This window comes from Flavobacterium piscis (genome assembly GCF_001686925.1).
Classification (GTDB): Bacteria; Bacteroidota; Bacteroidia; order Flavobacteriales; family Flavobacteriaceae; genus Flavobacterium; species Flavobacterium piscis.
This window is the reverse complement of the sequence record NZ_LVEN01000010.1, coordinates 298206-324466: the sequence shown is the minus strand read 5'-3', so window position 1 is coordinate 324466 and position 26261 is coordinate 298206. Positions and strand designations below refer to the sequence as shown.

Sequence of the window (26261 nt, the reverse complement as noted above, 5' to 3'; positions counted from 1 at the left end):
ATTTGAATAAATTTATATTAGGCTGTTAATTTTAACAGCCTTTTTTTGTGTCTATAGTTTTACTATTTTTGGTAAAACTCAAAGACACAAATTGAAAAAGCAATGTAAAATAATATTAATTTTATTCTTTGTTCTATTGGCATGTACCAAGAAAAAAGAATCAGATAAAAATATAATTTCCCCCGCAGATAGTCTTCCTACGTATCTTTCGTTAGCAAACGAAAACAATTTGCCTTTACAGATTAAACAAAATTACAGTCAGAAAGCTTTAGCTATCATCTTAAACCAAAAAGATGACTCTCTTAATAAAGCAAACCTTTTTAAAGTCGCCAATCGTTATTACAACATGAGCGATTGGAAATCATACCTTCAAACCACTAAATTAATTCTCGAAAGGGCACAAAAATCTCAGGACTCCGTGCACATTGCCAAAGCCTATATGTACTTAGGTGATTATTATGAATCCCAATCGATTTCTGATAGTGCCTTTATGAATTATTTTAAGGCCGAAAAGCTTTATTTAAAAATAAATGATCAGTACAATTTAGCAAAAACGTTTTTAAATAAAGCAAGCCTGCAATATAACGAGGGTGATTTCTTTGAAAGTGAAATAGGGGTTTTTAAAGCTTTACGCAGTTTAAAAAAACAACAAAAAGTAAACGATCTCTATTATGAAAGCTATAACCTGTTAGGAATATTGTATAATGAAAGAGAAGAATATACAAAGGCATTAGAGTTTCAAAACAAAGCTTTAGCAATTTTAGAAGATAAATCGATACTGGCATTTTATCAATATAAAGCAGCATCACTCAATAATATTGGCTTTATCCATATGAAAATGGGCGATTATAAAAAGGCTAAGTTTTTTTTTGAAAAAGGATTGGCGCAAGAAAATCTTTTTGAAGACAGGGCAAGTTTATACGCTATTCTGCTTGATAACCTGGGATATTCGAAATTCAAATTAAAAGAGCAAGATCAGTTGCCGGAGTTGTTTTATAAATCTTTAAGAATTAGAGACAGTCTTGATCTTACTTCGGGAGTAGTTTCGAGTAAAATTCATTTGTCTGAATATTTTGCTTTTAAAAGAGATACTTTCAAAGCATTTCAGTTTTCAAGACAAGCATTAACTTTGTCCCGTACATCAAATAAGTTTGTTAATACACTAGAAGCGCTCAAACAAATTGCTATAGTCGATCCCAAAAATGCATCGTTATATTCTAGAGAATATATTAAGCTGAACGATAAAATGGTAAAATCAGAACGAAAAATGGGAGAAAAGTTCTCTCGTATTGAATATGAAACCAACGAAATAAAAGATCAAAACTCAAATCTTCAGGAAAAAAATAAAACCCTGATTTATGTTTTTAGTATCTGTACCTTAATAGGTTTGTTTTTTTATGTTTACAAAACGCAACAGGCCAAAAACCGGGAATTACTCTTTAAGCAACAGCAGCAAATAGCAAACGAAGATATTTATAATTTGATGATTTCGCAGCAAAACGATATCGAGCTCATGCGTATTAAAGAAAAGAAAAAAGTAGCGCAGGATTTGCATGATGGCGTTTTAGGGCGAATGTTTGGGGTGCGGATAAGCCTGGATAGTTTAGATAAGATCGATGAGGCGGAGGCAGCTCTAAAAAGAAAAAAATATTTAACAGAACTTAAAAATATTGAGCAGGATATACGTGAAATTTCGCATGATTTAAATCGGGAGAAATCCGAATTAATTAATAATTTTATCGCGATTTTAAACAAATTGTTCGAAGACCAAAAAAACACATATGAAGCAGAATTAATAACCTCTTTCGATTCTAATATCAAATGGGAATTGGTGAGTAATGCCGTTAAAATTAATTTATACAGAATTGTTCAGGAGGCACTTCAAAATTGTAATAAATATGCAAATGCAAACACTATAAAAGTCGAGTTTAAAAGTGAAATAAATCATTTGGTTTTGTCTATTTATGATGATGGAGTTGGTTTTAATGCCAAAAAATCAAAAAATGGTATAGGTTTGCATAACATTCAATATAGAGCTGCAGAATGCAAAGGCACAGTACATTTAAAGTCTGCTCCGCAAGAAGGAACGCTTCTTATAATAAAAGTACCCATAGACCAGAAAATTAACCTACAAAATAGATGACAATTGATTCAAATGCCTCAGACCCTCAATTAATTAAAAAGAACATATTAATTGTCGATGATCATCCTTTTATTATCGAAGGATATAAAAATGCCATAACGCGTTATAATCCTCATCAATATGAATTTTTAATTTCGCAGGCACACGACTGTAAATCAGGTTATGATTTAATCGAAGATGAAAATACACCGCATTTTGATGTCGCATTTTTAGATATTAGTATGCCGGCTTACGAGGAAAAAGATATTTATTCGGGCGAAGATTTAGCAAAGCTAATCCTGAAGAAAATGCCAAGCTGCAAAGTTATTTTACTAACGATGTATACCGAATTATTAAAAATTAAAACCATAATCAGAACCATTCAGCCCAATGGTTTAATTATTAAAAACGATCTCACTTTCGACGAACTGCTTTTTGCCTTTGATAAAGTGATGAAAAATGATAAATATTACAGTCAGTCCGTTCAGAAAATAATCAATCAGTCGCCTCATAATTCTATCGAAATAGATGAATTTGATAAGCAGATTTTATTTCATTTATCAAAAGGAACATCGGTTGAAGATATGCCGCAATATATCCCAATTTCTCAAAATGCAATCGAAAAGCGTAAAGCAAGCCTTAAAGAATTGCTCAAAGTAAAATCAGGTTCTGATGAGGAATTATTGAAAGAAGCAAAGAGTAAAGGATTTCTATAGATAAAATTCCAAAATAAAAAAAATCCAAATTCCAATTGATACTTATATCGTTGGAATTTGGATTTTTTATTTTGGAATTTAAAAGTTTACTCGCTCAAAGCATCCCAACCACGAGCCTTCAAAGGAATTTGAGTGTTGGCGCGTGTAACCAGATTAATTCCTTCGCTTTCGTCTGCCATATGACCAATGATAGAGAAATTAGGATTTCCTTTTATCTTATCAAAGTCATTAATGTCAATGGTAAACAGCAATTCATAATCTTCGCCGCCATTAATAGCAACCGTTGTACTATCAATATTAAACTCTTCGCAAGTCGAAATAAATTGCGGATCGAGCGGAAGTTTATCTTCGTATAAATTACAACCCACTTTTGATTGTTTGCACAAATGAATAATTTCAGATGATAATCCGTCTGAAATATCGATCATCGATGTTGGTTTAATTTCAAGAGCGTGTAATAAAGTACGAACATCTTTTCTTGCTTCAGGTTTTAACTGTCGCTCGATTAAATAGCTGTACATATCAAGATCAGGCTGACTGTTTGGATTCACCTGAAAAACCTGTTTTTCGCGCTCCAAAACCTGCAATCCCATATATGCAGCACCAATGTCACCGGTTACAACAAGTAAATCAGTTTGTTTAGCTCCATTTCTATACACAATTTCATCTGCATCAGCTTCACCAATTGCAGTAATGCTTATAATTAATCCTTTTTGCGATGAGGTAGTGTCGCCGCCAATAACATCAACTTTGTATTCTTTTGCAGCGTGCGTAATCCCCTCAAATAATTCTTCTAAGGCTTCTAACGGAAAACGATTAGAAACAGCCACAGAAACGGTTATTTGCGTTGGTCTGGCATTCATGGCGCAGATATCAGATATATTTACAACAACTGCTTTATATCCTAAGTGTTTTAAAGGCATATAAGCCAAATCAAAATGTACGCCTTCGATCAGTAAATCAGTAGAAACAACTACTTTCTTGTCTTTAAAATCAAGAACCGCAGCATCATCACCTATACTTTTTAAGGTAGATTCCTGAGTAACATCAAAATTTTTGGTTAAATGTTCAATTAAGCCAAACTCGCCTAATTGCGCTATACTGGTACGTTGCGGATTTTTATCTTCGATCATTTTTTTTAAGTTCCAAAGTTTCTAAGGTGCAAAGGTACAAAGGTTTTATCGAATTTAGCCGGAAGTTATTTTCAACCGCCTTATCTCTGCGCAAAGATGCACGGCAAGGCATTTATGTCTATTTAATTTTATGTTTTGCAAACAACATTTTTTTCGGATCTTTAAGAGATATTAAAAAGAGAAAAAATGAAAATATTCGATATAGTAACCTTAACCGTAAATCCTTCGGTAGACAAAAGTACCCATTTTTCTGGCCTGATTGCCGAGCAGAAAATACGATGCGCAACACCACAATTCGACGCAGGCGGAGGCGGAATAAATGTTTCAAAAGCAATTTCTCGCTTACGCGGAAGTTCACTAGCAGTTTTTACATCAGGCGGACCAGTGGGCGAAATGCTGAAAGATTTAGTAAAACAGGAAAAAGTAGATTTTGAATCAATTGAAACTAAAACGGCAACCAGAGAAAACTTTATAGCTGTTGATGATAATACCAATTCGCAATATCGTTTTGGTTTTACCGGAGATGTTTTAACTGATTCAGAAGTTGAGAAAGTTTTAGCAACCATTTCAAATCTAAAACCAAAATTTCTAGTCGCAAGCGGAAGTTTAAACGAAGGTTTGTCGACTGATTTTTATCAAAAAGTAGCTGAAATTGCCAAAGCATCAAATTCAAAATTAATTATAGATACGTCAGGAGAAGCCTTAAAGAAAGTTTTGGAAACCGGAGCATATCTTATAAAGCCAAACGTGGGTGAACTCGCAAAATTAGTTGGAGTAGAACGCCTTGAAATGGAAGAAGTAAACGAAGCCGCCAAAAAAATTATTGCAAAAGGCGGAGCCGAAATTGTAGCCGTTTCTTTAGGGCCGCAAGGTGCAGTTTTGGTTACGAAAGATCATTATGAATATGTTCCCGCACCAAATGTTGCCAAAAAAAGCACCGTTGGTGCCGGAGACAGTATGGTGGGCGGAATGGTTTGGGCATTGTCTCAAAATAAAAGCCTGAAAGAAGTCATTCGCTGGGGAGTTGCCTGCGGATCTGCCGCAACAATGAATGAAGGAACACAATTGTTTAAATATGAAGATGCACATCGTTTGTTTGAATGGTTGAAAAACAAATAAAGATCCAAGAAAGACATAATTAATCACAATCTATATTGTAGAGGCGCACAGCCGTGCGTCTCACGCACAGTAACCTCATTTTATTCCTCTATTATTTTTTGTTTCTACCTTTTTACACAACGTTATATTGTGATTACGTTGTGTGAGACGCACGGCTGTGCGTCTCTACGTTTGTCAGCAGGAAAAAAAATATTTATTTTTTTTCCTGCTGACAAACCGTTGTCACCGACCCTCAATACTTTTGAAGTATTAAAAATATTTAACTTTAAAATTATGAAAACATTAGCTGCCCAAGTAATTACTCCCGAAGATTTGTTGAAACACTGGCAAGGTCACCGCGCCCTTACTCGTCGTGTAATTGAATTGTTTCCGGAGAAAGATTTCTTTGAATTTTCGATAGGAGGAATGAGAACTTTTTCTAAACTGACAGATGAACTTTTAGCCATTGCAGTTCCGGGACTTAAAGGAATCGTAAATAAAGAAGTTAAACCCTTTAGTGAAGAAGCATCAGAAAAAATGATTTTTAAAGCGCAATATCTTGAAAAATGGGACGAAGCAACTGCTGAAATCAACCAATATTGGGAGAAATTATCAATTGAAGATTTTAATGAAAACTTTAATCTTTTTGGTCAATACGAATTTCCGGTAATCCAGAATATTCTGTATTTTATTGATAACGAAGTACACCACCGCGGACAAGGATATGTGTATCTGAGAGCTTTAAATATTACTCCTCCTTTTTTCTGGGAAAGATAACATTTTTGAAGATTGTCTAAATAAAAAAACTCCTGAGATGAAAGTAAAATTCAGCTTAGGAGTTTTTTTATAACAGTTTTTTTCTGTTGCGTTCGATAAGTTCCAAAACCCGGTCTTTTAATCTTTGAGGTTCTAAAATTTCAGCATAATCACCAAACGTTAAAAACCAACGCGAAAAACCTTCTTCGATATTGCGTGACATGAAGGTCATTTCGATCTCGTCGTCCACTTCTTTTTCAGAAACAAATCCATGATATTTTTGCTCGTATCGAAGATAATTGATGATTTTTTTCGAAGCTAAAATCCGGACTTTCGTCGTCGGAATTGTTTCGTTTTTCTTTAAATAAGTTTCTAGTGAGTCGTGTTCTATTGTAAAATCACAGTCGGTTTTCTGAATTCCCAGAATTCTATCGGTTCTAAATTGGCGGTAATCTTTTCGTAAGTGACAATAACCCAGAAAATACCAATTGTTATGATCATGAAAAACGCCTACAGGCTCAATATTTCTATTACTTGCTTCTTCGGCTTCGAGAGTTTTATAACAAAGTAAAATTTGTTTTTTCTCTGCAATACTTTCAAACAAAACAGCTAAAGTGTTAGGCGAACTGTCATGAAACAAGGGTTCCTGACTCTGCATTAAAATTTTCGACTCAATGTTCGAAAGCCAGTCTTTATCATTACTCCTCAAAACCGATTTCAATTTATACATTGCCGATGCGTAATGAGATCCAAGTGACGGATCTGTAAATTTCTGCATCAATTTTTCGGCAGCAATAAAGCTGCTTACTTCCTCACGGGTAAACATCACGGGAGGCAATCTGTAACCATCCATTAAAGCATAACCTACTCCGGCTTCGCTATAAATAGGAACTCCAGACGCTTCAAGAGTTCGAATATCACGATATATGGTTCTTAAACTCACTTCAAAACGATGGGCTAATTCCTGTGCCTTTACAATTTTTTTAGATTGTAACTGAATAAGAATAGCAATAATCCGGTCAAATCGTTTTGGGGTTTCGTCCATTTTTTCTTTTAATTGAAGATTCAAAGATACAAAGGTTCGAAGTTTTGAAATAAAAAAAGCTGTCCCAAATTGAGACAGCTTTTTTGAAGATTTAAGCGATATAAATCTAGAATCTGTATAAAAGACCAAATTGTGGTTGGTCGAAAATGTTTTCAAATAAATTAATGTTTAAATTAAAAGTATCTGATGATGGTCCATTTTCAGGAGAAACACTGTTATACGCTAGTACATTAGCCAATGTAAAAGTTACCGCAATGTTTTTGGTCACAAAATAATTTAATCCAACAGTGATATCTGCTGTAATACTATTATCAGTGTCATCTTCAATTCCTTCAATTTTAGTCTTATTGCTTCCAAACCCTAAACCTGCTTCAGCAAAAGCTTTAAAACGTTTTTTGTCTAATTCCAAAAAGTAGTATCTTGCAAAAGCACCAACTCCGAATACGTTGGTTTTTGTTTCCGGAACAGTTTCTTCTTTTTCACTAGAATAATTTAGTTTTGCTCCCACAGCAAATTTGTCATTTAGTAAATACCCGAATTTTGGACTAAATCCATAATAATCGGTTTCTCCACCTGTACTAATTTTGATCGAACCCTCTAGAAACATATCGCCTTTTTCAAAAGTTATACCTTTTGCAGAGTTTGTTTCAGCGTCTACTTCGTCTTGTTGTGCATTCGCGAAGGAAAAAGTTAACATTGATAAAATAATAAAAAATCTAGTTTTCATAATAATTGCTTTTAAAAGTTGTAAGATTAAAATTATGTTTTTAGAATTAAATCCTTTGCAAAAGCAATCAATTGCATTAAAAATGAAGTTATTGAGTTAATAATCTTACTTTTTTATAAGTATTTACGTGTTTATTTTTAGGTTTTTATTATGATTTAATTAGTATTAATGAGTGAGAATTGGAGTGTAATCTTGGTAAAACAGGGCTTTTTTGGAGCAAAAAAATAAAGTTTTTAGAGTTTGAAAGTTTAAAATTTATACAATATCCGCAACGCGTATCGTAGAGGCGCATAACATTGCGTCTACTCAATCTATCTCAATTTCGTAAAAAAAGTATATTAGTTGTCGGTAAACTTTGCGGAAGACGCAATGCTGTGCGCCTCTACGATATGCGTTGTGTTATATTGTGGATGTATTTTGAAATTTATGTAGAAAAAATAAAACAACAAAAAACCCGACAACTTTCGTTATCGGGTTTAATCTATATTCTTTATTCTAGAAAAAAATCTAATCGTTAAGTTTCAAAACAGCCATAAAAGCTTCCTGAGGAATCTCAACATTTCCTACTTGTCTCATACGTTTTTTACCTTTTTTCTGTTTCTCTAGTAATTTACGCTTACGCGAAATATCACCACCATAACATTTTGCGGTAACGTCCTTACGAAGCGCTTTAATCGTTTCACGAGCAATAATTTTTGCTCCAATTGCTGCCTGAATCGGAATATCAAATTGTTGTCTTGGGATTAACTCGCGTAATTTCTCGGTCATTTTTTTACCGATGTTGTAAGCGTTGTCTTCGTGAATCAAAGCTGAAAGAGCATCAACCGTTTGAGCGTTCAAAAGAACATCCAGTTTTACCAGTTTCGAAGTTCTCATTCCAATAGGAGAGTAATCAAAAGAAGCGTAACCTTTAGAAACTGTTTTTAGGCGATCGTAAAAATCGAATACAATTTCGGCCAATGGCATGTCAAAATTCAATTCAACACGTTCTGTTGTCAAATAAGTTTGATTCGTAATTTGACCACGTTTTTCGATACATAGACTCATTACGTTTCCAACGAAATCAGATTTTGTAATGATGGTTGCTTTAATATATGGCTCTTCAACTCGATCTAAACGAGAAGGTTCCGGTAAGTCAGAAGGGTTGTTTACAACAAATGGAACTTCTGGTTCTTTTTTGGTGTAAGCCAAATACGAAACGTTAGGAACTGTAGTAATTACGGTCATGTCGAACTCACGCTCTAAACGTTCCTGGATAATTTCCATGTGCAGCATTCCTAAGAATCCACAACGGAAACCAAATCCTAACGCTGCAGAGCTTTCAGGAGTAAAAACTAGCGAAGCATCATTTAGCTGCAGTTTTTCCATAGAAGAACGCAAATCTTCGTAATCTTCTGTATCTACGGGATAAATTCCGGCGAAAACCATTGGTTTTACATCCTCAAAACCCGTAATCATATTAGTCGTAGGCGTTTTAGCATCTGTTAGTGTATCACCAACTTTTACTTCTTTGGCTTCTTTAATTCCTGAAATCAAATAACCAACATCACCAGCAGAAATTACATTTTTAGGAACCTGATTTAGTTTTAAGGTTCCAATTTCGTCAGCAAAATATTCATTGCCTGTAGCCATGAATTTAATTTTTTGCCCTTTTCTAATTTCTCCGTTTTTTACACGGAAAATAACTTCAATTCCACGAAACGGATTATAATGTGAATCAAAAATCAAAGCTTGTAAAGGCTCATCAACATTTCCTGACGGAGGCGGAATTTTTTCGATAATGGCAGCTAAGATATTCTCAACACCAAAACCTGTTTTTCCGGAAGCATGAATAATATCTTCTAATTTGCAACCTAATAAATCGATAATATCGTCACTAACCTCTTCAGGATTAGCACTTGGTAAATCGACTTTATTCAAAACCGGAATAATTTCCAGGTCATTTTCTAAAGCAAGGTATAAGTTAGAAATCGTTTGTGCCTGAATACTTTGTGCAGCATCAACAATCAAAAGCGCGCCTTCGCAAGCTGCAATAGATCGTGAAACTTCGTATGAAAAGTCAACGTGACCAGGAGTGTCAATAAGATTTAAAATATATTCTTCTCCTTTATAGGTATATTCCATCTGAATGGCGTGACTTTTTATGGTAATTCCACGCTCACGTTCCAGATCCATGTTGTCAAGCAATTGAGCTTTTTCTTCACGAGCTGTAACGGTTTGTGTAGCGCCCAATAAGCGGTCTGCCAATGTACTTTTACCGTGGTCAATGTGTGCAATAATGCAAAAGTTACGTATCTTCTTCATTTTATAATATCAATTCTCTATACGAGTTTAAGTAATTCCGGGTATAAATTTGTTCTGTAACAATTGCTTTACAGAGTGTTATTAAGGCGCAAAGATAGCGCAAAGTTTTGGATTCTGGAATGATGATTACTGATTGTTGGAATCTGTAATTTAAAATCAGTTTTAAAACTCAAAATTGAAACCTTTTTCTGTGAGTTTTTTATAGATTTCGGGATCAAATTTATAGAGTTTTGCGGCTCTGTGCGAAACATCTTTCTGTTTTTCGTCAAGTGCGACTAATAATTTCATGTGCAGTATTTTTCTGCGGAAATTTGATTTGTCCAATTCAATTCCTAATATTTCTTCGTAGAGATGCATTAACTGCAAAAGAGTAAATTTCTCCGGCAAAAGATTAAAACCAATTGGTGCCTGACGAACACGATTACGCAATTGCATCAAACTAAATTCGAGAATTTCGTTGTGGTCAAAAATCAAATCCGGAATGTCTTTAATTTTATACCATTTCGCTTCAATTACAGAAATGCTGGCTTTAATGTTATAATCTTCCCGATTAACCAGAGTATAATAACCAACCGTTATAACTCTCGTACTTTTTACACGATCAGGATCTGTAAAAGCTTTTAGCTGTTCGAGGTAAATATTGTCAAGACTTGTAAGTTCATATACTATTCGAAGCGCAGCATTATCAATACTTTCGTCTAAATATAAATCTCCACCAAGAAGCCCCCATTTTCCGGCACTAGCTCCTCCGGCATGTTGTACTAAAAGTACTTCCAGGTTTTTTTTATCGAAAGAAAAAATAACGCAGTCAATCGTGATGCCATGTATAACTGTTTTTTTATCTGCAGCTATATTGGTATTTGTTTCCGAAATATTTTGAGAAGATGAAGAGGCCATTAAAATTCAAAGTTAAATCCTTTTTCCGTCAATTTTTTGTAAATATCAGGATCAAACTTATATAATTTTGCGGCTCTGTGTGAGACATCTTGTTGTTTTTCATCTAAAGCAACCAATAATTTCATGTGAAGAATTTTTCTGCGGAAATTAGATTTATCCATTTCGATTCCCAAAATTTCTTCATATAAATGCATCAATTGTAATAAAGTAAATTTTTCAGGCAAAAGATTAAAACCAAGTGGCGCCTGACGAACTCTGTTTTGCAAATGTTTTAAACTGTAAGCCAGAATTTCATTATGGTCATAAATCAAATCCGGAATACTATTAATTTTATACCATTTAGCATCAGCGGCCGTAAAACCTGCTTTAATATTATAATCTTCTCGTTTTACCAAAGCATAATAACCAATCGTAATAACGCGTCGAAGCGGGAAACGATCGGGATCTCCAAAAGCTTTTAATTGCTCTAAGTAAATATTATCAAGACCAGTAAGTTCGTTCAATAAACGATGTGCGGCATTATCTGTACTTTCTTTTTTATAAATCCATCCTCCCGGAAGTCCCCATTTTCCTTTACTAATACCTTCTCCGTGTTGTACCAATAGTACTTCTAAACTTCCTTTATCAAATCCAAATATGACACAGTCAATCGTGATCGCATTCATTGCGGTTTGTTCACCTTTTAAAGATGAATCGTCGTCTACATTTTTGACCATATGCTACTTAAATTTTAAACAAATTAAATAAATAAAATGTATAGTTGGTTTTATAAATCCTTTATATTTTTTTTAACGAAATAATTTTCTGACAATCAGTTGTTTGTAATTAGTTAGAAAATGCCATTATAAAATTATAATTTCTAAACGGCTGATTGTCAAATCGCTAATTCGTTATTTTTTTGATATTTTTTTATTCTATTTCACTTAATATTTTATTGTATTCATAAAAATGATCCTCTTATTATCAGAATTGGAAAAATATAACCCTAATATTTTGTTAATATAGAAAAAATGTTTTACACTTGTAGTCAAATTAACCATAAGATAAGTTCAGTTTGACTATAAGTTTAAAAATGGACAAATCTATAACTAACTTAAAATACCACCAAATGTTTTTTTTAGGAATTGATTTAGGAAGCTCTTCGATAAAATTATCAGTTTTCGATCCTGAAAAAGGAGTGAATATTGGAGCAGTGAGCGTTCCGGATTTTGAAATGCCAATTATTGCACAACAATTTGGTTGGGCAGAACAAGATCCTGAATCCTGGTGGCAGTATGTTAAAGACGGAATCCAGCAATTAGGCGCAAAATCGCATATTGATTTAAAGAAAATTGCCGGAATTGGAATTGCTTATCAAATGCACGGTTTGGTTTTAACCGATGAAAATTTGAATCCCGTTCGTTCTTCGATTATTTGGTGCGACAGCCGTGCTGCGATTATTGGAGATGAAATTTATGCTAAAATTGGAGCAGAAAATTGCCAAAAACAAATTTTAGGAAGTCCGGGAAATTTTACCGCTTCAAAACTAAAATGGGTAAAAGACAATCAGCCTGAAATTTTCGCAAAAGCAAAATACATGATGCTTCCTGGCGATTTTATTGCGGCGAAATTATCAAAAATAGCTCAAACAAGTACATCAGGATTATCAGAAGCTGCTTTGTGGAATTTCTCTGAAGGAAAACTGGCTACAGAAATCCTTTCTAAAATGGGATTGTCTTCAGATATAGTTCCGGAAATTGTTTCCAATTTTGGAATTCAGGCGACCATTCACCCCGAAATTGCTCAGGAATTAGGATTAAATCCCGATGCTAAAATTACCTACAGAGCCGGAGATCAACCCAACAATGCATTGTCATTGAATGTTTTAAAACCCGGCGAAATTGCTACAACAGCCGGAACTTCGGCAGTAGTTTATGCCGTAAGCGATCAGGATGCTTACGACAAACAAAACAGAATCAATACTTTTTTACACGTCAATAATACAGAAGCCGAAAAGCGCAACGGAGTGATGGTGTGCATAAACGGTTCTGGAATTTTATACCAATGGTTACGCAAAATCATGTCGGTCGACAGAGCGGAATTAATTGCGTACGAAAAACTAAATGCAGAAGCTGCAAAAGTGGAAGCAGGAAGCAGCGGACTTCGTTTTTACCCTTTCGGAAATGGTGTTGAACGTATTTTCAACAATAAAAATGCCACATCAGGAATTCAGAATTTAAATTTCAATATTCACCAACCGTCACATTTGGTGCGCGCAGCCTGCGAAGGAATCGTGTTTGCCATGAATTATGGTTTTGATGTGATGAAAGAAGTTGGAGTTTCAGGAACTGTAGTTCGTGCCGGAAATTCGAACCTGTTTTTGAGCCCGGTTTTTAGAGAAATCTTCACCAATACAACCCAAACAACTTTAGAATTATACAATACATCCGGAGCCGAAGGTGCAGCAAGAGGCGCCGCTTACGGTTTAGGATTTTACAATTCGCTTGACGAAGCTTTCGCAGGATTGCAATGTTTAGACCGGATTGAACCCAACAAAATCCTGACATCGCAATATCAGGATTACTATCAGGAATGGAAAAGTCAAATTAAAATAGAACAATAATAATGAGCACAACTAATCAATATTTTAAAAACATCGATACTATTAAGTTCGAAGGCAGAGAAAGTACTAACCCATTGGCATTTAAATGGTACGATGAAAATCGTGTCGTTGCAGGAAAAACTTTAAAGGAGCATTTACGTTTTTCGATGGCTTACTGGCACACGCTATGTAACACAGGTGGAGATCCGTTTGGAGCTTCGACTGAAACTTTTTCATGGGATAAAAATGAAAATGTGATTTTAAGAGCGAAAGACAAAATGGATGCGGCTTTTGAATTCATGACAAAATTAGGTTTGCCTTACTATTGTTTTCATGATGTAGATGTGGTAGATGATGCACCAACATTGGCAGAATTTGAAACTCGTATTCAGACGATGGTTGAATATGCGAAACAAAAACAACAGGAATCTGGAATTAAATTGTTGTGGGGAACTTCAAACTTATTCAGTAATCCTCGTTACATGAATGGTGCAGCAACCAACCCAAACTTTGATGTTTTGGCGTATGCAGGAGCTCAGGCAAAAATTGCTATTGATGCAACAATTGCTCTTGGCGGAGAAAATTATGTTTTCTGGGGAGGTCGTGAAGGCTATATGAGTTTGTTGAACACAGACATGAAAAGAGAATTAGACCATTTAGGCAGATTCTTAAATACTTGTAAAGATTACGCACGCAAAGAAGGTTTTAAAGGAAACTTCCTTATCGAACCAAAACCAATGGAACCTACAAAACATCAATACGATTATGATGCTGCGACTTCACTAGGTTTCATTAATAAATACGGACTTCAAAACGATTTCAAATTAAACCTTGAAGTAAACCACGCAACACTTGCCGGACACTCTTTTGAGCATGAATTGCAGGTTGCAGTTGATGCCGGAATGTTAGGAAGCATTGATGCCAACCGCGGAGATTACCAAAATGGTTGGGATACAGATCAGTTCCCTATTAATCTTCAGGAAGTGACTCAGGCTATGTTGGTTATCCTTGAAGGTGGCGGAATTCAGGGTGGAGGTGTAAACTTCGATGCTAAAGTGAGAAGAAATTCAATCGATTTAGAAGATAAATTCATTGCACACATCGCAGGAATGGATGTTTTTGCAAGAGGATTAATCTGCGCAGATCAGATACTACAAAATACAGATTACAGAAAATTACGCACACAGCGTTACAGTTCATTTGACGGCGGAAACGGAGCCAAGTTCGAAAACGGAGAATTATCTCTTGAAGATCTTAGCAAAATTGCCCGTGCAAGTGGAGAACCTCAACCATTAAGTGGAAGACAGGAATTATTCGAACAGATTATTTCGAATGCGTACTAAGACTAAAAATTACTAACTATAATTTAAACCAATTCTTAACTATTATGAAAAGCAAACATTGTATTAAAACAACACCGCTCTCGTTTTGTATGGCGCTGTTGCTTAGTGTATTTATGATGCAGTCCGGTTTTGCCCAGGAGCAATCCCAATCGATAACCGGAAATGTAAAATCAGGAGATGATGGTATGAGTGTTCCCGGTGCTACCGTAGCTATCGAGGGCACGAAAACAGCAACATCTACAGATTTTGATGGAAATTTTAAATTAGATGCCAAAACCGGTAACGTAATCGTAATCAGTTTTATGGGATTTAAAACACAACGTATCACCGTTGGTACTCAAAAAACAATCGCTGTTACTTTACAAACAGAAGCGGCAGATCTTAAAGAGGTTGTTGTTATTGGGTACGGTTCACAAAAGAAAACACTTGTTACTAATGCTGTTACTCAGGTGAGCGGAGAAAATCTTGCCAAAACCAATACAACAAATGCGCTACAGGCACTTCAGGGGCAGGCAGCGGGTATTCAGATTACCTCTACTTCAGGACAACCGGGAGAAGGATTAAATGTGGTGATTAGAGGTGTGGGTTCAACAGCAGGAAGCAGCCCGTTATATGTTGTAGACGGAATTCTTACTAGTGATATCTCTTATTTGAGTAATTCAGATATAGAATCTATTTCTGTATTAAAGGATGCTGCATCTGCTGCAATCTATGGTTCGCAAGCTTCTAATGGAGTTGTTTTGGTAACAACCAAAAAAGGAAAAAGAGGTGCTGCAGGACAAGTTACTTTTGATCAGTATTATGGAGTACAATCAGTATCCAAAAAAGTTGATTTACTAGATGCAACGGAGTATGCGACTATATTAAATGAGGCGAGACTAAACTCTGGGAATACGCCATATTTTACCAATGCTCAAATTGCTGCAATGGGAAAAGGAACCAACTGGATGGATAAAATGTTAGTGGATAACGCAGCGACTAAAAACTTCGCATTTGGTGTTTCCGGTGGTTCAGATACTTCAGTTTATTCTTCGTCTTTATCTTATTTAGGACAAGAAGGAGTTGTAGGAGGTAAAGATTTATCGAACTATGAGCGTTATAATTTCAGATTCAATTCAGAACATAAACTATACAAAGACGTATTGACTTTTGGTCAGAACTTAAGTTTTGCTTACATCAATAAAAACGGAATTGGAGTTGGAAATCAGTACAGCAATGCTTTAAGAAGTGCTTTCCAGGTATCACCGTTATTACCAATGTACGATGCAAATGGAAACTATTATGATAGTACTAAAAACAGCGAACCTTGGTTAGCGGGTCAGGCAAATCCTTATGCATTAATGGAGTATAACAATCAAAATGAAAACAATAACCAAAAATTATTGGGTAATGTTTATTTGCAAATTGAGCCAATAAAAAACTTGACATTCAAAACTACTTTAGGTCTTGATTATTATGCTGGTGAAGGACATTCTTATTTGCCTAAATATAACTTATCGATTTATGCAAACAGTCTTGCTGATAAAGTAACACAAAATATGAACAAAGGTAAAACACTTACCTGGGATAACTTATTGACGTATAAATTTAATGTGGCCGACGCGCATCATTTTGAAGCAATGGTGGGAACATCATCTATTAATTTTGACGGAACGACTATACAGGCTTCAAATGTAGATTCATTTTTTGATGATTTAGAGCACGCCTGGTTAGATAATACAACCAATAAAGACGGAGCAGGAAAAATAACATTAAATGGTATCAAGCAACAGACGAAAAGGATGTCTTATTTTGGTAGGTTAAATTACAATTATAGAGAAACCTATTTGTTAAACGCGACTTATAGAGTCGATGGATCTTCCATTTTTTCTAAGCAAAATGAATGGGGTTATTTTCCGTCAGTTTCAGCAGGTTGGATTGCATCAAACGAAGAATTTTTAAAAGATTCAAAAGTGATCAATTTTCTTAAATTGAGAGCATCTTGGGGTCAGGTTGGAAATCAAAACGCAAGAGCTTTTCAATACTTATCATCAATAGCAGTAAAAGATACCAATTACAATTTCGGAGACGAAGAAGGTGTTCTTACTCCTGGAGCATACCCTGACAGATTATCTAATGTAAATTTAAAATGGGAAACTTCAGAACAAATTGACCTTGGTCTGGATGCAAGATTTTTAGACAATGCATTAAATCTTACTGTTGATTTTTATAAGAAAACCAACAAAGACTGGTTAATATTGGCGCCAATTTTGGCAACTGCGGGTGCCGAGGCACCATTTATCAACGGAGGAAATGTTGTAAATAAGGGGGTTGAGATGAGTTTAAATTACCAAAACAGTATTGGAGATTTTAAATACAGTGTGAGTGCCAATGGTGCTTACAACAAAAATACAGTTGGCGAAATACCTACAAATGACGGAATGATTCACGGATTACCGAATGAACTTTATGATAATTCAAGTGAATTTTACAGAGCGCAAAACGGATATCCATTAGGTTATTTCTGGGGATATAAAACGGGAGGTGTTTTCCAAAACCAAGCACAAATTGACAATTATAAATCAGCAAGCGGTGTAGTGTTACAACCTACTGCAGCTCCTGGAGACATTATTTATGTAAATACAAACGGAGATGATAAGATTGATGCTACAGATAAAACCAGTATAGGAAATCCTAACCCTGACTTTACTTACGGTTTCTCTTTATCTGCGAGTTATAAAGCTTTTGATTTTTCGCTTTTGGCAAATGGAGTAGCAGGAAACCAAATCGTACAATCGTACAGAAACCAATCTAATGCTTTCGGAAATTACACTTCTGCAATATTAGATCGTTGGCACGGAGAAGGATCTTCTAACACAGTACCAAGAGTAACAGAAGACAACAGAAACTTTACGCAATTTTCTGACTTATATGTTCAGGATGGTGATTTCTTAAGAATTAGTACGGTAACATTAGGATTTGATTTGGCAAAAATGAAACAATCGAAACCATTTTTTGCAAGTCAGTTCAGAGTTTACTTTTCAGTATTAAACCTTTACACTTTCACGAAATACAATGGTATGGATCCTGAAATTGGATTTGGTTCTTCAAACGATGACCAGAAATTTTCATCAGGTGTAGATGTTGGATATTATCCAAGACCAAGAACATTCATGTTAGGATTAAATGTTAAACTTTAATAAATAAAAAGATGAAAAATACATATTTATATATTTTCTGTTTGAGTTTATTGTCTCTGGGTTCTTGTAGTTTAGAAACAGATCCTTTGACTCCAATAGATACAAGTTTTTACAAAACCAAAGACGATGCTTATGTGGCATTAGTAGGTTGTTATGACGGAATGCAGGTAGCAACAGGCGGTGCAGGAATGGGAATTCCGGTAATAAGCGAAATCATGTCTGACAATTGTTTTGGAGGTACAGGAAATTCAGATGGTTACAATTATGCCGCTATCGACGAATTTGATATTTCAAGATCTCCCGGAGATACTGATTTACTTAATACCAATTGGATCGCATATTATAAAGGAATTTATCGTTGTAATATGTTATTATCCAAAATGGATCAGATCGAATGGCAAGGCGACACTGCTTTAAGAAATACATACGAATCTGAAACGAGATTTATTAGAGCCTATCTTTATTTTGAAATGACCCGTTTATGGGGAAGTGTGCCTTTGTTGACAGTACCAACTTCTGAGAATGTTCCGCAGGCCACTCCAGAAGCAATTTATAAAGTAATAGCAGATGATTTAGTATTTGCATCAAACAATTTGCCTACAGAAGCTTACAATGCAAAACCAAACGGACGCATTACAAAATGGGCAGCAAAATCTTTATTGGGTCGTGTTTACTTATACTATACAGGATATTACGGAAAAACTGATTTAGCTGGTGTCGTAACTAAAACTCAGGCTTTAGGACATTTAGAAGATGTTATTTCTTCAAGTGGTCATGGTTTAGTTGCTGATTTTTCTACTCTTTGGCCAGCAGCTTCAGTAGAGAAATATGCAGGAGAAGGTAATAGAGAGTTTGTGTTTTCAATAAAATACACTTATACAAGTGACTATAACGGAAATACAGATAGTAACCAATGGATGGTAATGTTTGGTATGAGAGAATTCTCTTCTTATCCATACGGCCGTGGTTGGGGAGTTACTGTAAACTCAAAATTATGGAATGCGTACAGCGCAACAGATACAAGACGTACTGCAAGTATCATTGGAGTTGATGAAGAAAAAATACCATTTGATAAAAAAAATAGCCAAAGAGAATACACTGGATATTACAACAAAAAATATTCTCCAATGGTAAATAAAGACGGAGTAGATCTTCCAATTGCTATGGGAAGCCAGTTTTGGGATATCAGTCAGTTTCAGGATTATGTCGTGTTAAGATACTCTGACGTTTTATTGATGGCTGCAGAACTAGGAAGCGGAAATGCGCAACGTTACTTTGATGAAGTTAGAGAAAGAGCTTACAAAGAGAATTTTGTTTCATTACCGGTAAATGCTGATAATATTTTGAACGAGAGACGCCTGGAGTTTGCTCTTGAAGGAGTAAGATACTATGATTTATTACGTCAGGGTATCGGAAAAGCTTCTTCTGCAATTGCAGAATCTACAACATTATTAAATGGTGGAGTTCCTACAACAAAAACAATTTCGGCAGGTAAAATTCAGGAAACAAAAGGATTGATCCAAATCCCGAATACTCAGATTACATTATCCGGAGGAGTTTTGAAACAAAATGCTGGTTGGTAATTTTAACTAAAAAATCAAAGAAATGAAAAATATTAAATTATTAATTACATCATTTTTGGTGTTAGCACTAATGCTGGTTTCGTCTTGTTCTCCAGATTCATATGCTCTGGACAGCGCAATGGACAAATCGGATATACATTTTGATATTACTCAGGATTTAGTTACAGATCCGGGAGGGAATACAGTATTATTAAAAAACACAACTCCGGGAGTGGTGTTAAACTGGGATTATGTTACAGGAAAATCGAATAAAGCCGAACAAAAAGTACAATATGCTTTTAAAGGTTCTTATACTATTAAAATCTCAGCAGTAACAGATGGTGGTATTGTCGAATTAGATCCTGTAACTATTACAGTAAGTGAGGACAACCTAAATTATGTTAATGATCCTCTTTGGACTGCATTATCTGGTGGCGTTGGACACAAAAAATCTTGGGTACTTGACAATGGTAAATACGGTTTGGCTCAGGGAGCAATGTCTTTTGCAGATCCTAATACAGTAGTTGAGTGGAATAAATTTTCTCCAAACTGGGAACCTGCAGGAAATGCAAATTCAAGTACAGATGCAGATATGCACTGGGGAAGATATATGACATTCAGCCTTGACGGTGGACCATTCATGACTACTCATGAAGCTGACGGAACTAGTATCGAAAGCGGAGCTTATTTCTTAGATGTTAATGCACATACTTTAACAACTACAGGAGCAACTATCCTAAGACCGGATAATTATATTGCAAATGCAAGCAACTGGACAAGTGAAATCAAAGTATTAACACTTACTGACAATCAGTTACGAATTGCAATTAAGAGAACCAATAGCGAAGGACCATGGTGGTACATCTGGAATTTTGTTTCTAAAGAACATGCCGATACCTACGTTCCTCCAGTTACAGTACCAGTTTTTGACGAAGGCTACAATCCAACTTTTGCCCCTGGAGAATTAGTAACTATGTTAACCGGTGGTGCTGGTGCAGGAAGAGTTTGGAAATTAGATGCAGGAGGAAACCCTGTGGACTGGGTAGGAAAAGGTATAGGATGGACAGTTGATGCCAGCAGTTCTTCTGATTGGGGATGGAACCCTGGTTGGGCTACAGTAGCAGGTAATTCATGGATTCGTTTTGATCAATGGGGAGGTAAATTAAACTATACCCGCAGTCAAAATGGTGTAGTAACTACAGGTTTATTTACCATAAATGCAGCAACCAACGAAATTAATTTAGGAACAGATACCTTGATTCAAAATTCAGATAGCTGGATGAGTCCAACTGTAAATGTTATTAAAGTAGTAAAAGCATACAATAAAGATTATCTTCAAAAAGGTATTTGGTTAGGAACATCTTATGATGCAACTAAAGATGAGTGGTTCGTTTTCCATTACATCATCCCTTAAACAATTTGGTTTTTAGTTATAAAAACCAAATTGTTTAAAAGTATAAAACAACCGGTAGGTGATTTACAAAGTCGCCTATCGGTATGTTTATATTTGTTTTTAAATATTAAAAATCCTTTAAAAATGAAGAATAAAAGAAAATACTTCAATAATGGACTACCATTATTAATGCTAATCGGAATTATCTTGTTGGGCTCTTGCAGCAAAAAAGAGGATGCTTTTGCAAACAGAAAAGTTTCTTTTAATTCAGATTGGAGTTTTCATTTAAATGATAGCTTAATTGATAAAGATACCATTGGCGCTTCAACCAAATGGAGAACCTTAGACGTTCCTCACGATTGGAGTATCGAAGGTAATTTTGACGAAAAAAGTCCTGCAGGTTATGGAGGCGGAGCTCTAAACGGAGGTTTAGGCTGGTATAAAAAAACATTCAAAGTCCCTGCTGAAGACAGCACAAAAGTGACTTCTATTACTTTTGACGGCGTTTACAAAGACAGTGAAGTTTGGGTAAACGGACATTATTTAGGAAAACGTCCAAACGGATATATTGGTTTTCAATATGATATGTCGCCATATTTAAATTATGGAGACAAAAACAATGAAATAATTGTTAAGGTTGACAATTCAAAACAACCTAATTCACGTTGGTATTCAGGTTCAGGAATTTTTAGAAATGTCTGGATCGAAACTACAGATAAACTGCATGTTGCACAATGGGGAACTTATGTGACAACGCCAAAAGTTACGGCTCAAAAAGCTTCGGTACATTTTGAAACTACCATTCAAAATCAAAACGCAGCAGCAAAAAAAGCGACCGTAACCACTACTATTTTTAAAGAAGATACCAAAGTAACATCGGTTACTCAAAATATAACGATTAGTGCCAATGCCAATCAAACCTTAAAACAATCGGCAGAAGTAGAAAGCCCTGTTTTATGGTCGGTTGAAAAACCGGAATTGTATACCGCAGTTACAGAAATTTCGCTTGACGATAAAATCATTGATCAATACAAAACCAATTTCGGAATCAGAGATTTTAAATTTGATTTGAATAAAGGTTTTATTTTGAATGGAAAACAGGTAAAAATAAAAGGAGTTTGTTTACATCATGATTTAGGTCCGTTAGGTGCTGCGATCAATACGCGCGCTATCGAACGCCAGTTAGAGATTATGAAAGAAATGGGCGTAAACGGAATCAGAACTTCTCATAATCCTCCCGCTCCGGAACTTTTAGATCTATGCGATAAAATGGGTTTCATTGTCATGGATGAAGCTTTCGACATGTGGAAACAAACCAAAACCAAATACGACTACGGAAACGATTGGGACAAATGGCACAAAAAAGATCTAATTGATCAATTGCTGCGTGACCGTAATCACCCAAGTATTTTTGTTTGGAGTATTGGAAATGAAATTCCAGAACAATGGAACGAAACGGGTGTTGTAATTGCCAAAGAATTAGCCGCAATTACACGTCAGTACGATAAAACACGTCCGTTGACTGCAGCGATGAATCCGCCGGTAAATATGAATATTGATGAAGTGACGTTACAGTTTGAGAAAAACAATGTATCGATTAATCCGCTTGCCGCATCTGGTGTTTTAGACTTAATCGGATACAATTATGCACATCAAACGTATGCGCATCATCAAAAAAACTTTCCAAATACACCATTCATAGCAACAGAAACAACTTCAGGTTTGCAAACAAGAGGCTATTATGATGCCGTTTCAGATACCATAAAAAAATGGCCGGTTAGTTGGGATAAAAAATTTGAAGGAGGAAATCCGAACAACACTGTTTCAGCTTACGATCAGGTACAGACGCCTTGGGGATCAACGCACGAAGCAACCTGGAAAGTAATTAAAAAACACGATTTCCTTTCCGGAATGTACATTTGGACCGGTTTTGATTATATCGGAGAACCAACTCCATACGAATGGCCGTCGATCAGTTCGTATTTCGGAATTGTAGATCTAGCCGGTTTCCCAAAAGACGTTTATTATATGTACCAAAGCGAATGGACAGACAAAACCGTCCTTCACATTTTTCCGCATTGGAACTGGAAAGCAGGACAAACCGTTGATGTTTGGGCCTATTACAATAAAGCCGATGAGGTGGAACTTTTCGTAAACGGAAAATCAGTTGGAAAAAGAAGTAAAAAAGGAGACGATCTTCATGTAATGTGGAGAATTCCTTTTGAAGCGGGAACTTTAAAAGCCATTTCTCGTAAAGACGGAAAAGTGGTTTTAGAAAAAGAAATTAAAACGGCTGGAAATCCTTCGCAGTTAAAATTAACCGCAGACAGAAGTACAATCAAAGCAGACAAAAATGATTTGTCATTTGTTACAGTTGATATTTTAGATGATAAAGGTACTTTAGTTCCGAATGCCAATAACGAAATCAATTTTTCATTAAAAGGAAACGGAAAAATAGTTGGTGTTTGCAGCGGTGATCCCGTAAGTCACGAACCGTACAAAGGAACTAAACATACCGCTTTGGCAGGAAAATGTTTAGTAATCGTTCAATCGGGTAATTCAGCCGAAAGATTAGAATTAACCGCTAAAGCGAATGGATTGAAACAATCAACAATTGTAATTACAACGGAATGAATTTTTGAAATTTTAAATATAGCCACAGATTAAAAGGATTAAAAAGATTTTTATGCTCTCGCAGATTTAGCAGATCATGCAGATTTATTTTTCCAAATCTCTGTAAAAAGATAGCAACAGATAAAATGATTAAAAAGATTTAAATCTGCATAATCTGCTAAATCTGCGAGAGAAAAGAAAAAAGAAAAAAAATCCTTTCGAATCCTTTTAATCTGTGGCAAAAAAAAATAAAAAGTAACCAATGAAAAACTCAAAATTAACCACATTGCTTTCTGCGTTTATGTTTGGATTTTTGGCAGTTCCAAATGCTAGTGCTCAAATCCAAAATGCAGACGTACTAAATGCACCAATAGACATCAGTAAAGATTTTCAGAATTATCTGAACACCTTTTATTTTGCCGATGAATTAGCTTCTTTTGATCCTGCAACAGGAAAAGGAACTATAAAATATTTGAGATACAATTATAAAACGCGTCAGGCTTTCAACAACATGATGATGAAGCCAGACGTTGAAAAAGCAAACGAATTTCCAACAACAGAATACGAAGAATCTCCTGTTTTACCATTCGAAATTCAGTTTGTTTCAGATCGAACAGTTCGTATCAAAACGACATCTGGACCGCAATTTCATCCGCAAAAAGAATCTTTAATGCTGATTGACGGCGTTGCGCCAAACCATCCTGAATTATGGAAATATTCTAAAATTGAAGGCGGTCACAGTTATACAAGTAAACATGGAAGAGTTGAAATCCTGACAAAACCCTGGCACGTAAAAATCTACGATGAAAAAGGAAAATTGTTGACCAGTACACTTCACGATACTGATTTTAAAAACACGTATACACCAACACTTCCGTTTTCTTATGTTCGCAGAAACAGCGATTACTCAAGAAGTATGGGCGCAGCTTTCAGCTTAGAACCAGACGAAAAAATATTTGGTTGCGGTGAATCATTCACACAATTAAACAAACGCGGTCAAAAAGTAGTTTTATGGGCAGATGACGCAAACGGAATCCAAAATGAAACGATGTACAAACCGATTCCATTTTACATGAGCAGTCGTGGTTACGGAGTTTTCATGCACCATTCAACACCAATTACGGTTGACTTTGGAAAATATTTCTCAAGTGCAAACGAAATGTATATTGGCGATGACGAAGCCGATTTGTTTTTCTTCATCGGAGAACCAAAAGACGTTTTAGATCAGTACACTAATTTAACCGGAAAAGCTGCCATGCCGCCGCTTTGGTCTTTTGGATTCTGGATGAGCCGTATTACGTATTTCTCTGAAAAAGAAGGACGCGAAGTAGCAAAAGATTTGCGTAAATATAAAATTCCAACCGATGTTATTCATTTTGATACAGGCTGGTTTGATGTAGATTGGAGAAACAACTATGAGTTTGCAAAATCTCGTTTCCCGGATGCTACAAAAATGATGTCTGATTTAAAGAAAGATGGTTTCCAGGTTTGTTTATGGCAATTGCCTTATTTCACGCCAAAGAATACTTTGTTTCCTGAAATAATGGATAAAAACTTAGCAGTAAGAGACAGAAAAGGAAACCTTCCTTATGAAGATGCAGTTTTAGATTTCTCAAATCCAGAAACGGTGACTTGGTATCAAGCGAAGTTGAAAAAATTATTTGATGAAGGAGTTGCGGTTTTCAAAGTAGATTTTGGAGAAGCGGCACCACCGGAAGGAATTTACCATTCGGGAAGAACTGGTTTCTACGAACACAACTTATATCCATTACGATACAATAAAGCTGTTGCAGAAATCACTCAAAAAGAAAAAGGATATACTTTAATCTGGGCGAGAAGTACTTGGGCAGGAAGTCAGCGTTATCCTTTACATTGGGGAGGAGATTCTGAAACCACAAACGGAGCAATGTCTGCAGAATTACGCGGCGGACTTTCTTTAGGTCTTAGCGGATTCAGTTTCTGGAGTCACGATGTTGGTGGATTTGCAACTAAATCTCCGGAGAATTTATACAGAAGATGGACACCTTTCGGAATGTTAACTTCTCACGTAAGAAGCCATGGCGAACCGCCTCGCGAACCTTGGTTGTACAGCAAAGATTTCCTTGAAGGATTTAGAAAAGCCGATAATATGCGTTACGAATTAATGCCGTATATCTACGCTCAGGCCAAAGAAAGTTCTCAAAAAGGATTACCAATGATGCGTGCATTATTCGTAGAATATCCAAACGATCCCGGAGCATGGTTAGTAGACAACGAATACTTATTTGGATCAAGCATGCTGGTTGCACCGCTTTTTGAAGAGGTTACAGAAAGAGATGTTTATCTTCCGGAAGGAACATGGATTGATTACCAAACTAAAAAAGTATACCAATCGGGTTGGCATAAAATCAAAGCAGGAGAAATACCAATTGTAGTGTTAGTAAAAGACGGAACAGCTTTGCCCCACATCGCTTTAGCACAATCTACAAAAGACATGGATTGGAGTAAATTGACACTTAAAGTATATGCAAGTGACAAAACAACTTCGGCGACAGCCAAAGTATTTTTACCGGACGGTGATGCAGTACAAGAAATAAAAGTAACCAAAAACGGAAACAATTTTGACGTAGCTGCAAATCCACTAAACGGAAAAACCACTTTTAAAACAGAGTGGATAAAATAAAAAGTCAGCCACGAATTGCACGAATTTCCACGAATTAAATTTGTGATAATTTGTGTAATTGGTGGCAAAAAAATATAGCCACAGATTAAAGAATTAAAAATTGAGAATTAAAAATTAAAAATCTGCATGA

General features: G+C 35.6%; 17 protein-coding genes. 11 read left to right on the top strand and 6 right to left on the bottom strand.

Annotation, left to right across the window (positions count from 1 at the left end):
* Positions 1-91: 91 nt before the first annotated feature.
* Positions 92-2143, top strand: coding sequence for a tetratricopeptide repeat-containing sensor histidine kinase (locus tag FLP_RS06950; RefSeq protein ID WP_065448781.1), 2052 nt, complete (start codon positions 92-94; stop codon positions 2141-2143).
* Complete coding sequence (locus FLP_RS06945) at positions 2140-2838, top strand: response regulator (protein WP_065448780.1); 699 nt, start codon at positions 2140-2142, stop codon at positions 2836-2838. The genes FLP_RS06950 and FLP_RS06945 overlap by 4 nt, the downstream gene beginning before the upstream one ends.
* An 86-nt stretch (positions 2839-2924) precedes the next feature.
* Here FLP_RS06945 and thiL read toward each other — a convergent pair whose 3' ends face one another.
* A complete protein-coding gene (gene thiL, locus FLP_RS06940; protein ID WP_065448779.1) occupies positions 2925-3971 on the bottom strand; it encodes a thiamine-phosphate kinase in 1047 nt (348 codons plus the stop codon).
* A gap of 186 nt (positions 3972-4157) precedes the next feature.
* Between thiL and FLP_RS06935 the strand changes: the two genes are divergently transcribed.
* Both FLP_RS06935 and FLP_RS06930 read left to right on the top strand, forming a co-directional pair.
* Complete coding sequence (locus tag FLP_RS06935) at positions 4158-5090, top strand: 1-phosphofructokinase family hexose kinase (protein ID WP_065448778.1); 933 nt, start codon at positions 4158-4160, stop codon at positions 5088-5090.
* Between the two features lie 273 nt (positions 5091-5363).
* Positions 5364-5846 carry a DinB family protein gene (locus tag FLP_RS06930; protein WP_065448810.1) on the top strand — a complete coding sequence of 161 codons (483 nt, stop codon included), beginning with the start codon at positions 5364-5366 and terminating at the stop codon, positions 5844-5846.
* Positions 5847-5913: 67 nt separating this feature from the next.
* Here the strand turns inward: FLP_RS06930 and FLP_RS06925 are convergent, their stop codons facing one another.
* From FLP_RS06925 to FLP_RS06905, 5 genes are all read right to left on the bottom strand, one after another.
* Positions 5914-6870 (bottom strand): helix-turn-helix transcriptional regulator, encoded by a 957-nt coding sequence (locus FLP_RS06925; RefSeq protein WP_065448809.1) that lies wholly within the window; start codon positions 6868-6870, stop codon positions 5914-5916.
* A 106-nt stretch (positions 6871-6976) separates the two neighbouring features.
* Positions 6977-7597 (bottom strand): outer membrane beta-barrel protein, encoded by a 621-nt coding sequence (locus tag FLP_RS06920; RefSeq protein ID WP_065448777.1) that lies wholly within the window; start codon positions 7595-7597, stop codon positions 6977-6979.
* A gap of 507 nt (positions 7598-8104) precedes the next feature.
* Positions 8105-9901: a translation elongation factor 4 gene (lepA, locus tag FLP_RS06915; RefSeq protein ID WP_065448776.1), complete on the bottom strand. Its 1797-nt coding sequence runs from the start codon at positions 9899-9901 to the stop codon at positions 8105-8107.
* Between the two features lie 162 nt (positions 9902-10063).
* Positions 10064-10798: an NUDIX hydrolase gene (locus FLP_RS06910; RefSeq protein WP_065448775.1), complete on the bottom strand. Its 735-nt coding sequence runs from the start codon at positions 10796-10798 to the stop codon at positions 10064-10066.
* Positions 10798-11514 (bottom strand): NUDIX hydrolase, encoded by a 717-nt coding sequence (locus FLP_RS06905; protein WP_065448774.1) that lies wholly within the window; start codon positions 11512-11514, stop codon positions 10798-10800. Before FLP_RS06905 ends, FLP_RS06910 begins: the two co-directional genes overlap by 1 nt.
* A 356-nt stretch (positions 11515-11870) precedes the next feature.
* Between FLP_RS06905 and FLP_RS06900 the strand changes: the two genes are divergently transcribed.
* The 7 genes from FLP_RS06900 to FLP_RS06865 all read left to right on the top strand — a co-directional run bounded on the left by FLP_RS06900 (position 11871) and on the right by FLP_RS06865 (position 26131).
* A complete protein-coding gene (locus FLP_RS06900) occupies positions 11871-13400 on the top strand; it encodes a xylulokinase (protein ID WP_317044550.1) in 1530 nt (509 codons plus the stop codon).
* Between the two features lie 2 nt (positions 13401-13402).
* Positions 13403-14722, top strand: a complete 1320-nt coding sequence (gene xylA, locus FLP_RS06895) for a xylose isomerase (protein ID WP_065448772.1) — start codon at positions 13403-13405, stop codon at positions 14720-14722.
* Between the two features lie 44 nt (positions 14723-14766).
* Positions 14767-17901 (top strand): SusC/RagA family TonB-linked outer membrane protein, encoded by a 3135-nt coding sequence (locus FLP_RS06890; protein ID WP_065448771.1) that lies wholly within the window; start codon positions 14767-14769, stop codon positions 17899-17901.
* 11 nt (positions 17902-17912) lie between these two features.
* A complete protein-coding gene (locus tag FLP_RS06885) occupies positions 17913-19484 on the top strand; it encodes a RagB/SusD family nutrient uptake outer membrane protein (RefSeq protein WP_065448770.1) in 1572 nt (523 codons plus the stop codon).
* A 22-nt stretch (positions 19485-19506) separates the two neighbouring features.
* Positions 19507-20877, top strand: coding sequence for a hypothetical protein (locus FLP_RS06880; RefSeq protein WP_065448769.1), 1371 nt, complete (start codon positions 19507-19509; stop codon positions 20875-20877).
* 123 nt (positions 20878-21000) lie between these two features.
* Complete coding sequence (locus FLP_RS06875) at positions 21001-23490, top strand: glycoside hydrolase family 2 TIM barrel-domain containing protein (protein WP_065448808.1); 2490 nt, start codon at positions 21001-21003, stop codon at positions 23488-23490.
* Positions 23491-23731: 241 nt separating this feature from the next.
* A complete protein-coding gene (locus FLP_RS06865) occupies positions 23732-26131 on the top strand; it encodes a glycoside hydrolase family 31 protein (RefSeq protein WP_065448767.1) in 2400 nt (799 codons plus the stop codon).
* Positions 26132-26261 lie beyond the last annotated feature (130 nt).

Bases quoted from the DNA above. Each gene is read 5' to 3' on its own strand.
- thiL (WP_065448779.1), bottom strand. From the start codon at position 3,971: ATGATCGAAGATAAAAATCCGCAACGTACCAGTATAGCGCAATTAGGC.
- FLP_RS06890 (WP_065448771.1), top strand. From the start codon at position 14,767: ATGAAAAGCAAACATTGTATTAAAACAACACCGCTCTCGTTTTGTATG.
- FLP_RS06925 (WP_065448809.1), bottom strand. From the start codon at position 6,870: ATGGACGAAACCCCAAAACGATTTGACCGGATTATTGCTATTCTTATT.
- FLP_RS06875 (WP_065448808.1), top strand. From the start codon at position 21,001: ATGAAGAATAAAAGAAAATACTTCAATAATGGACTACCATTATTAATG.
- FLP_RS06865 (WP_065448767.1), top strand. From the start codon at position 23,732: ATGAAAAACTCAAAATTAACCACATTGCTTTCTGCGTTTATGTTTGGA.
- FLP_RS06910 (WP_065448775.1), bottom strand. From the start codon at position 10,798: ATGGCCTCTTCATCTTCTCAAAATATTTCGGAAACAAATACCAATATA.
- FLP_RS06880 (WP_065448769.1), top strand. From the start codon at position 19,507: ATGAAAAATATTAAATTATTAATTACATCATTTTTGGTGTTAGCACTA.
- FLP_RS06885 (WP_065448770.1), top strand. From the start codon at position 17,913: ATGAAAAATACATATTTATATATTTTCTGTTTGAGTTTATTGTCTCTG.
- FLP_RS06900 (WP_317044550.1), top strand. From the start codon at position 11,871: ATGGACAAATCTATAACTAACTTAAAATACCACCAAATGTTTTTTTTA.
- lepA (WP_065448776.1), bottom strand. From the start codon at position 9,901: ATGAAGAAGATACGTAACTTTTGCATTATTGCACACATTGACCACGGT.
- FLP_RS06945 (WP_065448780.1), top strand. From the start codon at position 2,140: ATGACAATTGATTCAAATGCCTCAGACCCTCAATTAATTAAAAAGAAC.
- FLP_RS06930 (WP_065448810.1), top strand. From the start codon at position 5,364: ATGAAAACATTAGCTGCCCAAGTAATTACTCCCGAAGATTTGTTGAAA.
- FLP_RS06935 (WP_065448778.1), top strand. From the start codon at position 4,158: ATGAAAATATTCGATATAGTAACCTTAACCGTAAATCCTTCGGTAGAC.
- FLP_RS06905 (WP_065448774.1), bottom strand. From the start codon at position 11,514: ATGGTCAAAAATGTAGACGACGATTCATCTTTAAAAGGTGAACAAACC.
- xylA (WP_065448772.1), top strand. From the start codon at position 13,403: ATGAGCACAACTAATCAATATTTTAAAAACATCGATACTATTAAGTTC.
- FLP_RS06920 (WP_065448777.1), bottom strand. From the start codon at position 7,597: ATGAAAACTAGATTTTTTATTATTTTATCAATGTTAACTTTTTCCTTC.